Source organism: Paenibacillus sp. 1-8 (genome assembly GCF_056316205.1).
This window is the reverse complement of sequence record NZ_CM149995.1, coordinates 2,057,218-2,069,939: the sequence shown is the minus strand read 5'-3', so window position 1 is coordinate 2,069,939 and position 12,722 is coordinate 2,057,218. Positions and strand designations below refer to the sequence as shown.

Below are 12,722 nucleotides of genomic sequence, written 5' to 3'. Positions count from 1 at the left end.
CCTCCGAGCTGTTTCTGGTTCGGAGGATTTGTATACTTTCAGCTACACCTTCACAACAAAGGATTGACAGCTGTTTTTTTTCCATCAAGTAACATGGCAGATGATGCATAATCGTATATACGAAATTGATATACTTATTGTATAATCACATTGTCATAATCTTTTTTCTTCTCCAGAACTTTGCGTCTGGAGCTTTTTTTTGTCTTACATAAAAAATATGGACATATCGTTATTCCTATGCTGTTTTATTCTTCTGAAAAACTGGCATGTGCTCTGTCCATATTCCGATATTGAATGGCTTCAGCTACATGCGACACGGTGATCTGCTCTGATTGACTCAAGTCTGCAATAGTACGTGACAGTTTGAGAATTCGATCATACGCACGCATGCTTAAACCGAGCGCATCCATCGTCTGATCAAGCAGTTCTGCCGCATTGCGTTCTAATACCGCATATTTCCGGAGCATTTGACCGGATAATTCGCTATTCCATGAAAAAGGAAGCTTGCTGTACCTATCGATTTGTATCCTTTGAGCAGCTAACACCTGTCTTCGCATTTCAGCGGACGACAGTGACTCCTTTTCCTCACGCCAGTCCTTCGGTTGTGATACCTCAAGCTGAAGATCGATCCGGTCCAGCAACGGACCAGAAATACGTGAACGATAGCGGGCTACCGCAGCAGGTGAACAGGTACAACGCTGATGTTGCGTATCACTTCCGAAAAAGCCGCAGTGACACGGGTTCATAGAAGCTGCAAGTAAAAAATGCGCAGGATACTTAAAAACTGCACGTGAACGGCTAATTGTTACATTGCGATCTTCCAATGGCTGGCGCAGCACCTCTAGCACATGACGACTAAACTCAGGCAACTCATCCAGAAATAAAATCCCCCGATGCGCAAGGCTAATTTCTCCCGGCTTGGGAATCCCGCCTCCTCCCACCAGTCCAGCAGCAGAAATCGTATGATGAGGTGAACGGAAGGGGCGAATGTTCATCAAATGAGGCGATGACTCCTTCCACTTTCCAGCGGCGCTGTATATTTTGGTAACCTCCAGTGCTTCTTTTTCGGTCAAGGGCGGCAGAATGGATGGCAGTCTGCGGATTAGCATCGTTTTTCCGGCACCCGGCGGCCCAATAAGGATGATATTGTGCATTCCGGCAGCAGCGATAACCAGCGCTCGTTTGGCGTGTAGCTGACCTAATACATCGCTGTAATCCTCCATAACGTCAATTATCGCTTTGACCTCACGTATCGGTATCTGATCTGCCGGAAGCAAATGCTCATAAGAATGGATAATGATCTGCTGTCTAGCAGTAATACGCTTGCCTTGGTCATGATTTTCAGCTTGATTCGAGACTGGGTTAGGGGCTGGATCAATAGTTTGCTTAATGACTTGATTAGTGACTTGATTAGTGACTTGGTTAGTACCCTCGTTATCAATTGGATCAGGTAGATAGTTAGAATTCCGATCTTTTGATTGGCCTTCAATAACGTATTGTGTGTGACCTTTTTCTGGAATGAGATCCATCAGATGACGAACAGCGTAAATACGTATACCCGTGATCAGGCGTGCTTCCCCTGCATTTTCCTCAGGAAGCAGCACCGAATGAAATCCTTCTCGCTTGGCCAAATCAACCATAGACAATACCCCGTTCACGGGGCGAATACTGCCGTCCAACGCTAGTTCACCGATAAATAACGTCCGTTCCCCCGTAGGTAAAACGACTTGTCCGCTGGTTGTCAGCAGTCCCAAGGCGATTGCAAAGTCAAAGGATGAGCCTTCCTTACGTAAATCAGCAGGAGCCAAATTTATGGTTACACGCTGGGACGGATATTTGAAACCGCAGTTTTTGATCGCTGCTCTTACGCGCTCCACAGCCTCTCGAATGGCCGAATCCGGCAATCCGATAATCGCAGTTTGAGGCAACCCATTCGACAAATCCGTCTCCACCTCAATCAGAACACCGTCTATTCCATAAAGACAAGCTCCATGTAATTTTCCATACATAACAAAAAACACCTCTCCTCATACTGAAATGTCTCCCCCTAGGAGCATTGCATATATGAAAAAAGGTGCTTCCAAATTTTCATCTGTTGCAAATATAATGTTACATCTTTAATTTCCAAACTGTCTAATCAAGGTTATTCGACAAAAGATTATTTGTCAAACAGGGTCAGCTTATCCGCTGCTGGAATACGTGGTCTTGGTTCTGGAATGACTTCAGGATAACCTGCATACACCATGCCGATGATCTTCTCACCAGGCTGAATTCCCAAATGCTTGCGGAATTTCGGTGAATAAAGAAAAGGCTTTGTGACCCAAAACGTTCCGATTCCTTTACTCCATGCGGCAAGCATAAAGTTTTGTACAAGGGCACTAACCGCTGCAAAATCCTCATCCCAAACTGCCTGACGAGGGTCTTCCTCCAACACAACTAAAAGCTGAATCGGATTGTGTAAAATGCCGCTTTCGAATTTGTTATCCTTGCCAATGTCAGCTTCAATAGCTTTAGCGAGCTTTTTCCGTCCGTCGCCAGCAAACAAGAGAAAACGCCATGGCTCACGCATTTTATGATTGGGAGCCCATACAGCAACGTCCAGCAGTTCTTTAATGGTATCTACTGGAATGGGGTCGGATTTGAACCGTTTAATGGTCCGTCGTTCCTGAATTACATCTATGACATGTTCACTAAAGGTATGCTCTGTCACGTATATCCTCCTTCGTAGGAATAGCTCGTGGATGTTCACTATAACCACAAACCAAAATGATAACCATTCTCAATAAAATATACCTTTAGCATTCCTTCCTGTCAACCTGTGCATATGAAATTCGAAATGAACCTTCAAAAAAAATTCATCGCTCTTTTAGAATGCCTCGATTATATGGTCCGTGACGACCGCGGTTTCGTCAATCAATCGTACAGAGATCATATCAAAACGGATTGGAACATCCTCAATCCCGTTCATATGCAAATAAACAGCGGCTGTCTGGCGAACTTGGGTTATTTTACGTGCAGTGATTGATTCTGCGGGCGTTCCATAATTGGAGCTACTTCGGCTGCGTACTTCAATAAACACGAGAATATCATGCTGCGAGGCAATCAGATCCATTTCTCCGCTACGACATCGCCAGTTACGCTCTATGATACGATACCCCAGATTTTCCAAAAACGATGCCGCTGCCTGTTCACCCAAAGCTCCTTTGGCTTTTCGTTGATCCTTGCCTCCGGTCCCCATGTCGTTCCTCATCAGCTGTCATCCCTTGGAGCAAGCTTATCCATTTGATATATATAGGTGAGCACCTCTGCCACCAATTGATATAGCTCAGCAGGAATTTGTTCATCCAAGTCAAGCTTGGACAATACCTCAACCAGTGCGGCATCCTCTTGAACGGGAACACCATGCTCTTTGGCTTTTTCCAAAATGCTATCTGCAATACGACCACTGCCTTTGGCAATGACGATAGGGGCTTCGCTCTCACCGGGCGTATATTTAAGGGCGACAGCCTTCTTCCTGGAAGGAGAAGGAGCCTCCAACGGCTCTTTCATATTTTAAGATCGACTCCTTTATACGGCTGAGGCACATAGCTTTGTACCTCCGAAGAGACCAGACCTTTGCTCTCCTGTCCAGTCCTTACCGGCATCGGTTCGGTGCGCAGCGATAAAAGCTGATAGCCTAGCGATTCCAGCGCCGTATGAATGGATTCACGCCCGCTGGTCAACAGCGAAGCAGCCCAATCCTGATCGTTATGGAGCTTGAGGCTCACTATCCGGTCCACGACTTGCACATCCACCAATGTTGGCCCGAGCGCCTTCATGTCCAAATCAAACCAAAGTCGGCAGTTGGATGCATCCAGCTCCCCGCGTTTACCGCGTCGAGACTGAATCTGGATCGTAGCTGTTTCACGACCATCCGGTCCGACAAACGGAATAAACATGTGTACCTGTGCAAAAGGGGCCGTACGGTCCGTATTCAGCAGCAACTGCTGACCCGTCAGGTGCTGCACGACCTGCTGCGCCGCCTCTTTCAGGGCAGGCGGCAGGTCATCGCTGCTCATCAACTGGAGCAGCGCCCCCTTTACGGTGTCGGCGTCCGCTGACACCGCACCGCCAGCCGCCGCCGCTAATCCCGGCAGCGGCTGCGTTCCTTCCGGCGGCTCCATACGGGCCGCCGCCGTTCCCTGCGCGGTCTGTGCAGCCGCGCGGTGTACCTGCTGCTCGTGCTCTGCACCGAGCAGCTTGAGCACGCGGCCCACCCACGGGTCCTCCGTGGGGGTGAGCTGCGTGCTGGACACCACGGACGCCGCTGACTGCGCAGCAGCGGTGTCCGTAGCCCGCAGAGCGCCAGCCGTAGGCTGCGGCGCTTCTGCTGTGGGCTGTTCCGGCGCAGCCGTGCCCAGCGCGGGGGGCACCGCCGCGCGCAGCTCTTGCAGCAGCGTGCGCAGCCGCTGGAGAGGCGCCTCCGGCGTGGCCGCGTTGCCCGCAGCGGCCTGCGGCGCAGAGCCGCCAGCCAGCTGCGCCGCGGCACGGTCGGCCGTAGCGGCGTTTGCAGCGGGCTTCGCCCCGGCAGGCTCTGCCGTCGCCGCAGTCGGAGTGCCTTCGGTGCCCTTGGGCTGCTGCGTACCCGCCGTGGCTACTTGCGGCTGCTCCGCTCCGGCGCGTGAAGCCCTTAGTGCATCAGCGCCCGATTCAGGCACATTTGCACCAGAATCCACCACCTCCGTGGCTATGGCTCCACGCCCATTAGCTATCGTTGCTTCCCCAGAGACCGTACCTTTAGCTACAGGTGCAGCAGTTCCAGTCGGAGCATCCGAGTCAGTCGCTGAAGCGCCCGCTTCATCCGCCATAACAGCAAGATTTGCCGCTTGAGTTCCTTTCAGCGTCTCCTTGCCTCCTGCTGCCTGTGCCGCTTCTGCCTGCTTTGCAGCAACAGCAGCGGCATCCTTGGACAATACAGGAGCTTGGCCTTCTGGTGCATCTGCAACTACAGGTGAAGAAGCACCGGATGGAGCAGGAGACACTCGATCACCCGCCTTTAAGGCTGTAGCTTCTCCCGCCATACGGTCAGCAGATACTCCTTGTCCTTGCTGCTTGAATACCGCTTCAAGCTCCTGTTCCAGCGAAGACAAAAGATCATTTAAAGGAGGGCCAAACATCGCCTGTCGCAAACCGTTTATACTTTCCGCCGTCAATGGCAAGCCACGTTGAAAGGCAACCGCTGCTGCCTGTACAAACGTCTCCATTTGTACTTTTCCCGGCTGCTTCGCCAAAGCGTCCCGTAAAGAAGCCGCATTTTCCGATGTCAACGGTACACCATTCTTTTGCATCGCCTGTATCAGTTCTCTGTTCTGCGCTGTATCCGGTAGCCCCACTGAATCCAGTACATCTGCCAACGCTACAGTCTGCTGTCCTGTGTTGGCTGCATCGTTCAAAGGCTTAAGTACAGTCATTCCGCTGGGAGAAGCTGGCTGGACCTGGAGTAATGTGGACTGCCCAGGTTGAAGAGGGGTTTCCAGCTTGGCTCTGACCTGGGAACCTTGAATTTGCAACACAGCCTCACCGCCGTCCTCAGACACCTTTAATACGACGCCTCGCACGACCTGACCTGGCTGCATATCGAGCTTTTTAACCTCTCCCGCCTTCACATCACCAAGTAATCCTCGAAATACAGATCCGATATTCATAGGGTCCCTCCTCTCTTCATGCCCCATATTCAAGGGCTCTATTTTATTGGGTATACATTATATCGGCACAGTCTTGACTCCTAATAAGTATTTACAGATCAAACAACGTCGGTTGCTCGATCAACAAATTCCCAAGAAAGCTGCGTCTATGCATCGCTGTAGGTCCCAGCGCCAAAATTTGTTCCCTGTGCAGCTTGGTAGCGTAACCTTTATGTATGCCAATCCCATATTCCGGGTACTTTGCATCCCATTCACCTTTGCACAGTCGATCACGGGTTACCTTCGCAATGATAGACGCCGCTGCAATAGACTGGCTGTTCGCATCTCCTTTAATAATAGAGAGCTGGGGAATAGGCAAATCCACCTTTTCTGCATCTACAAGCAAATAATCAGGAGATACCTGTAATGCCTCAACTGCCTGCTTCATCGCCAAACGAGCAGCCTGCTTAATATTGATGGCATCAATCGTTCGTGCCTCCACATACCCGACTCCTACGGCAATGGCCTTCTCCATAATCAGCTCATAGTAGGTTTCCCTCTTCTTGTCCGTCAGCTTTTTGGAATCATCCACGCCCTCCAGCAGCTCACCATTCGGCAAAATGACCGCCGCTGCCACAACATCTCCGAACAAACACCCTCGGCCTACCTCATCAATACCAGCGATGCGCTCATAGGATTGCTCCCAGCACTCTTTTTCATAGCGCAGCATGTCCGTTACCGCTACCACTTTTTCTTCCATACTCCATACCCGCCTATCTATATGTAGTTTGGCGCTTAATTCACGCCATAGTTCTGCACAATTTTATTCAGCTTAACACAGACCTGTCCATCCCAAAACCCTTTTCGTTAACCTGCCTTCACATACCAAAAAACCTTCCTCTCTCCGGAGAGATGGGGAAGGTTCTTCCTTGCCACACTATGCTATGTTGTGTATCCGGTACATCTGGCAGAATCAGTAAGGAGCTTCCAAACTGAAACGTCCTAGCTTACCTGCACGCAGCTCACGTAAAATGATTTTTGACGACTTTTCGAGATCTACACGTCCACCGCTGACAATACAGCCGCGTTTACGTCCAATCGCTTCCATGACACTGACAATTTCATCAGCATTTTCCGTATCCTCGGGACGTTCAGTCAGCTCAAAGCGCGCTGCCAGCTCATCCCAGTAATATTGAACCAAATATTTTGTCGCGAAAAAAGCGATATCCTCAACATTCAAAATCTCTTCCTTGATCGCGCCTGTAACCGCCAGACGATAACCAACATTCTGATCCTCAAATTTGGGCCACAAAATACCCGGTGTATCCAGCAGCTCAATTTCACCAATCTTGATCCATTGCTGTGCCTTCGTCACCCCAGGACGATCGCCCGTAGCTGCAATGCTACGTCCTGCCATACGGTTGATCAGGGTCGATTTACCGACATTCGGTATACCAACAATCAAAGCACGCATAGGACGAGGATTCATACCTTTAGAAATCTGCCGATCTATCTTTTCCTTAAGCAGCAACTTGGCCTGAACCGGAATTTCTTTCATCCCTGTGCCTGTTGTAGCATCCACCTGAAAAGCGATATGCCCTTGCTCCTTAAAGTAGGCAATCCACTGCTGTGATACTACCGGGTCCGCCAAATCTGCCTTATTTAAAATAATCATTCGCGGCTTGCCCTGCAAAATATCATCAATCATTGGATTTCGGCTGGAAAGCGGCAATCGAGCATCAATCAACTCAATTACCAAATCAATCAGCTTTAATTTTGCTTCAATTTGGCGGCGCGCTTTGGTCATATGACCAGGAAACCATTGTATCGTCACCGTCATCACCTCATTGATCGTAACTCCTAACCGTTTCCCATAGGGTTATGCGTCAGGATTACGGCAGCTATGCTGCATATTAGTTGTTCTAGTGGTTAATCCACTTCATATCCTTCACCGGCCAGAAAATAACATCAGCACGGCCCACGACTTCCTTCAAATCAATATATCCAATCATCCGACTGTCTGTACTGTTGGAACGGTTATCCCCCATAACAAAAATATGCCCTGCCGGAACTTTACCATCCTTAAAATTTTCATTCGGGAAATTTGTAAACTTGTTGTAAAGCTCACCATTTTGATGCGCTTCCTCCAACGGAGCTTTCAAGTAAGGCTCCTGAATAGGTTTACCATTCACCGTAATCGTGTCACCTTCAACCTTAACCGTATCGCCCTCAACGGCAATGACGCGCTTAATGAAGTCTCTTCCTTCATCCGGTACATGAAACACGATGACCTCTCCCGGTTTTGGGGAACGGAAATCATACAAAATTTCATTTACAATGACACGTTCTCCGGTATGAAAGTTAGGCTGCATCGACGGGCCATCCACAATAAACGGTTTAAAAAGAAACCAACGGATTAAAAAGACCAACACTAACGCGATAACGATGGCCTTGATCCACTCAAAAATCTCATTTTTGGGTTTACGCTTGGGTGTGCCATCCTGATCAGCCGGCTGTTGTATAGCTCCTTGTTCTACTTCTTGCTCCATAGCTCACTGTCCTCTCTTTACGGTCAATAATCCACAGTTCCCTATGTACGTAGAAAAAACGAAAGGAGCTTGTAATCAAGCCCCTTTCGTTATTCGTTGTATTAACGACGAATTTCTTTAATTCTCGCTGCTTTACCGCGCAGTTCACGAAGATAATAAAGCTTCGCACGACGCACTTTACCACGGCGAGCCACGTCGATTTTATCGATTTTCGGGGAATGAAGCGGGAAAGTTCTTTCCACACCTACACCGTAAGAAATTTTACGAACTGTAAAAGTCTCACTGATTCCACCACCACGGCGTTTAATTACAACACCTTCAAACAACTGGATACGCTCACGAGTTCCCTCAATAACTTTCACGTGCACTTTCAAAGTGTCACCGGGACGAAAGTTAGGCAAATCTTTACGCAGTTGTTCTTCAGTGATCGCTTGGACGATATTCATCTATGACTCCCTCCTTCCGTACAGGTGTTCATGCATCTTCTGGAAACACATCCGTTTCCTTCATCATCCACAGAGGACCACCGTATTACACACAACAGATGTATTGTATCATGGAGGATACCGCATTGCAACAAGAAAAAGGGATTTGACCAAACATTATATTTAATTAATTACATTATAAAACAGGTTAGCACCTGCTTTCAAATCCCCTCATTGCTACAGCGCTTTAATACACTCTTCCCATGATCAATCCATCTTGCGCTGTTCCTCTATCCATAGCCGTTCCTTGCTTGTCATTTCAGCCTGCTCCAGCAGATCCGGTCGACGTTCCATCGTACGACGCAGTGCCTCCTGCCGTCTCCATGCATCAATATTAACGTGATGTCCTGACAACAGCACCTCAGGCACCTTCCAGCCCCGAAACTCAGCAGGTCTGGTATAATGCGGGTACTCCAGCAGACCTGTACTAAAAGAGTCCGTTACCGCACTCGTTTCATTGCCCAGCACTCCAGGCAGCAACCGTGCCACACTATCTATAGCGACCATGGCGGGCAGTTCCCCACCAGTCAACACATAATCTCCGATAGAAAGCTCATCCGTCACCAAATGCTCGCGAATACGCTCATCATAGCCCTCATAATGCCCGCATATAAAAATAAGATGGTCCTCTTTAGCAAGCTCCTCCGCTTTCTTTTGCGTAAAAGTCTCACCTTGGGGACACATCAAAATAATACGCGGTGCTTTCAAACCTGCACTTGACCCGGTCTCTTCACCTTGAACAACTTCGTCTGTGTTCCCTAATATGGTTGGACTCTCTGACTCATCCAATAACGCCTCCACCGCAGCGAAAATCGGGTCAGGCTTCAATACCATCCCGCCCCCGCCGCCATAGGGTGTATCATCCACTTGACCATGCTTGTTCCCAGCATATTGGCGAAAATTAACCGCTTGCAGTGATATGATTCCCTTCTCCCTTGCTTTTCCCAGAATGCTTGCATTAAATACACCGTCAAACATTTCGGGAAACAGGGTCAGCACATCCACCCGCATTACAGTAGTCCTTCCATCAACCGTACCGTAACCCGTTTTTCAGGCACGTTTACATCCAAAATGACACCTTCTATATACGGCAGCAGCAGTTCCTTGCCATCGGGCATTGTGACTACCCATACATCGTTAGCTCCTGGTGTCAAAATCTCCTTCACCACGCCAAGCTTTTCTCCATCTTTTGTCACTACATCCAAGCCAACAACTTCATGAAAATAAAACTCATTTTCCTCTAGTTCGCCTAGCCGTTCAGCGGACACCTTCAATAAGCTGCCTTTATACTTTTCAACATCATTGATGTTATGATATTCCTTGAATTTGGCTACAACCATATTTTTTTGAAAACGTGCTAGTTCAATAGTTACAGGGATCGGCGCTTTACCATCCGCAGGAATGATCAACAACTCACTGCCTTTGGCAAAACGATCCTCCGGGAAATCAGTCGTCGTTAATATTTTAAGCTCGCCGCGGATTCCATGTGTATTCACAATTTTCCCGACATTAAACAATTGCTGCATCGTGTTCCTCCTGCATGTAATCGGTCCCGCTCCATATCATCTTCATCATGTACGAAAAAGGGTTAGGACATACATCCTAACCCACTTTCGTATATCTTTAAGATATGATGTCTACGGTAACCCGTTTATCCATCTTAACGGCTGCTGATGCAACCACAGTGCGAAGCGCCTTGGCGATACGACCCTGCTTGCCAATGATTTTACCTACATCCTCAGGATGCACGCTAAGCTCATATACGACAAGCCGATCCTTCTCCAAGGTCTTCACGGTTACATCTTCCGGATGATCGACTAAAGCCTTAGCAATGATTATCACTAATTCTTCCATGGTTGACCCTCCGTATCAGCACCTTATTTCTGTTGTTTAGACTCATGAAACTTTTTCATTACGCCCGCTTTGCTAAGCAAGTTGCGGACTGTATCGGATGCTTGTGCACCATCTTGCAACCATTTCAACGCTTTATCTTCATCAATTTTTACAACTGCTGGTACTGTAATAGGGTTGTAATAACCGATTTCTTCGATAAAACGACCGTCACGCGGGGAACGGGAATCCGATACCACGACGCGATAGAAAGGAGCTTTATGTGCACCCATACGTTTCAGACGAATACGAACTGCCACGAAAATTCACCTCCTTCAAAAAGTAGACTGTATATTGTTATCCTATAATTCCAACGGCCTACTGGCCTTAACGGAAAGGAAACTTCATACCTTTACCCATACCCTTCAACTGCTTCAGGGCTTTGTTTTTGCCACCCTTAGGTCCCATCATGTCTGAGAACTGCTTCATCATGCGCCGCATTTCGTCAAATTGCTTGATTAGGCGGTTTACCTCAGCCAGTGATGTTCCACTGCCTACAGCAATCCGTTTGCGACGGCTATGATTAATCATGTCCGGGTTTTGCTTTTCTTGTGTGGTCATGGAATGAACGATAGCCTCAATCCGGCCCATCTGCTTGTCATCCACTTTGACATCTTTCATTTGCTTCATATTGCCCATGCCGGGAATCATATCGAGAATCTGGTCGATCGGGCCAAGCTTTTTAACTTGATCCATCTGCTCCAGAAAATCTTCGAAGGTAAACTCGGCATTACGCATTTTCCGTTCCATTTCCTTCGCCTTATCGGCGTCGATATTGGATTGCGCTTTTTCAATCAGGGACAACATGTCGCCCATACCCAAGATCCGTGAAGCCATCCGTTCCGGATGAAACGGCTCCATTGCATCCAGCTTTTCACCCAATGTAGCAAACTTGATCGGGCATCCAGTCACAGCCTTAACCGACAAGGCCGCACCACCGCGGGTATCGCCGTCCAGCTTCGTCAGTACAACCCCTGTTAACTCCAAGCTCGTGTTAAAATGCTCCGCAACGTTTACCGCATCCTGACCTGTCATGCTGTCAACAACCAGCAGAACTTCGTCAGGATTCACATTCGCATGAATCTGGCGCAACTCTTCCATAAGCTCTTCATCCACGTGAAGACGACCGGCAGTATCTATAATAACGTAGTCATTACCGTTATCCTTGGCATGCTGCAAGCCCTGTTTTGCAATTTCCACCGGGCTTGTCTGATCACCGAGCGTAAATACAGGAGCATTGATCTGCTCGCCAAGTACCTGTAACTGCTTGATCGCAGCCGGTCTATATATATCACCAGCTACGAGCAAGGGGCGATGATTTTGCTTTTGCAGCAACTTCGCCAGCTTACCGGACGTCGTCGTCTTACCTGCGCCCTGGAGACCCACCATCATAATGACCGTAGGCGGTTTGTTTGCTTTGGCAAGCTTGGCCTGACTGCCACCCATCAACTCGGTCAGTTCCTTGTTCACAATGTCGATGATGACCATGCCTGGCGTAAAGCTGTCCATCACTTCCTTGCCGACGGATTTCTCCTTCACCTTGGCAATAAAGTCCTTTACAACCTTGAAGTTAACGTCCGCCTCCAGCAAAGCTAATCGTACTTCGCGCATCGCCTGAGCCACATCATCCTCAGACACTTTTCCTTTGCCGCGCAGTTTACTAAATACATTTTGCAAGCGGGTCGATAATCCTTCAAATGCCATATTTTCGCACCTCCTTGTCTACCAGGGTTGTTTGTTTACTAATCTATATGACCTACAATTCCTGCAGGCGATTTACAATTTGATGAACATGTTGCAGAGTGCCTTCATCGGGTTTACCGATTTTACCGAACGCCTCATACAACGCTGTATTCAATTCTTCCAGATCTCGGCTTCTACGCTCATGTTTACTGAGCAACCCGAGCTTTTCCTCATACATTTCCAGTACCTGCTCGGCACGTTTGATATGCTCATACACGGCCTGACGGCTAATTTGAAATTCCGAAGCAATCTCTCCCAGAGAAAAATCATCATGGAAGTAATATTTCAAAAACATCTGTTGCTTCTCCGTAAGCAGAGGTTCATAGAAGTCAAACAGTCGGTTAATCCGGTTTGTCTTTTCCAGCCGATTCTCCTGACTCATCGCGTATACC

General features: G+C 48.3%; 15 protein-coding genes. All 15 read right to left on the bottom strand.

Going from position 1 to position 12,722, the window contains the following annotated elements:
• Positions 1-245 precede the first annotated feature (245 nt).
• The 15 genes from AC0WRU_RS09675 to AC0WRU_RS09605 all read right to left on the bottom strand — a co-directional run bounded on the left by AC0WRU_RS09675 (position 246) and on the right by AC0WRU_RS09605 (position 12,712).
• Positions 246-2,009: a YifB family Mg chelatase-like AAA ATPase gene (locus tag AC0WRU_RS09675; protein WP_476128123.1), complete on the bottom strand. Its 1,764-nt coding sequence runs from the start codon at positions 2,007-2,009 to the stop codon at positions 246-248.
• A gap of 149 nt (positions 2,010-2,158) precedes the next feature.
• Positions 2,159-2,710 carry a nitroreductase family protein gene (locus AC0WRU_RS09670; protein WP_192510540.1) on the bottom strand — a complete coding sequence of 184 codons (552 nt, stop codon included), beginning with the start codon at positions 2,708-2,710 and terminating at the stop codon, positions 2,159-2,161.
• 156 nt (positions 2,711-2,866) lie between these two features.
• Positions 2,867-3,250 (bottom strand): YraN family protein, encoded by a 384-nt coding sequence (locus AC0WRU_RS09665; protein WP_476128122.1) that lies wholly within the window; start codon positions 3,248-3,250, stop codon positions 2,867-2,869.
• Complete coding sequence (locus AC0WRU_RS09660) at positions 3,250-3,549, bottom strand: EscU/YscU/HrcU family type III secretion system export apparatus switch protein (RefSeq protein ID WP_476128121.1); 300 nt, start codon at positions 3,547-3,549, stop codon at positions 3,250-3,252. The genes AC0WRU_RS09665 and AC0WRU_RS09660 overlap by 1 nt, the downstream gene beginning before the upstream one ends.
• A complete protein-coding gene (locus AC0WRU_RS09655; RefSeq protein WP_476128120.1) occupies positions 3,546-5,684 on the bottom strand; it encodes a DNA ligase in 2,139 nt (712 codons plus the stop codon). Before AC0WRU_RS09655 ends, AC0WRU_RS09660 begins: the two co-directional genes overlap by 4 nt.
• A gap of 91 nt (positions 5,685-5,775) precedes the next feature.
• Positions 5,776-6,444 (bottom strand): ribonuclease HII, encoded by a 669-nt coding sequence (locus AC0WRU_RS09650; RefSeq protein ID WP_476128611.1) that lies wholly within the window; start codon positions 6,442-6,444, stop codon positions 5,776-5,778.
• Between the two features lie 192 nt (positions 6,445-6,636).
• Positions 6,637-7,497, bottom strand: a complete 861-nt coding sequence (ylqF, locus tag AC0WRU_RS09645) for a ribosome biogenesis GTPase YlqF (RefSeq protein WP_134910182.1) — start codon at positions 7,495-7,497, stop codon at positions 6,637-6,639.
• Between the two features lie 88 nt (positions 7,498-7,585).
• Positions 7,586-8,212 carry a signal peptidase I gene (gene lepB / locus AC0WRU_RS09640; RefSeq protein ID WP_476128119.1) on the bottom strand — a complete coding sequence of 209 codons (627 nt, stop codon included), beginning with the start codon at positions 8,210-8,212 and terminating at the stop codon, positions 7,586-7,588.
• Positions 8,213-8,313: 101 nt separating this feature from the next.
• On the bottom strand, positions 8,314-8,658 hold the full coding sequence (gene rplS, locus AC0WRU_RS09635) for a 50S ribosomal protein L19 (protein ID WP_010346403.1): 345 nt from the start codon (positions 8,656-8,658) through the stop codon (positions 8,314-8,316).
• Positions 8,659-8,904: 246 nt separating this feature from the next.
• Positions 8,905-9,708, bottom strand: a complete 804-nt coding sequence (gene trmD, locus AC0WRU_RS09630) for a tRNA (guanosine(37)-N1)-methyltransferase TrmD (protein WP_476128118.1) — start codon at positions 9,706-9,708, stop codon at positions 8,905-8,907.
• On the bottom strand, positions 9,708-10,223 hold the full coding sequence (gene rimM / locus AC0WRU_RS09625; protein WP_476128116.1) for a ribosome maturation factor RimM: 516 nt from the start codon (positions 10,221-10,223) through the stop codon (positions 9,708-9,710). The genes trmD and rimM overlap by 1 nt, the downstream gene beginning before the upstream one ends.
• Before the next feature lie 97 nt (positions 10,224-10,320).
• Positions 10,321-10,551, bottom strand: a complete 231-nt coding sequence (locus AC0WRU_RS09620) for a KH domain-containing protein (RefSeq protein ID WP_013309863.1) — start codon at positions 10,549-10,551, stop codon at positions 10,321-10,323.
• 23 nt (positions 10,552-10,574) lie between these two features.
• Positions 10,575-10,847, bottom strand: coding sequence for a 30S ribosomal protein S16 (gene rpsP / locus AC0WRU_RS09615; RefSeq protein ID WP_025682296.1), 273 nt, complete (start codon positions 10,845-10,847; stop codon positions 10,575-10,577).
• A 67-nt stretch (positions 10,848-10,914) separates the two neighbouring features.
• Positions 10,915-12,291 (bottom strand): signal recognition particle protein, encoded by a 1,377-nt coding sequence (ffh, locus tag AC0WRU_RS09610; RefSeq protein WP_014281050.1) that lies wholly within the window; start codon positions 12,289-12,291, stop codon positions 10,915-10,917.
• 52 nt (positions 12,292-12,343) lie between these two features.
• Positions 12,344-12,712 carry a putative DNA-binding protein gene (locus AC0WRU_RS09605; protein ID WP_149095811.1) on the bottom strand — a complete coding sequence of 123 codons (369 nt, stop codon included), beginning with the start codon at positions 12,710-12,712 and terminating at the stop codon, positions 12,344-12,346.
• Positions 12,713-12,722: the final 10 nt, after the last annotated feature.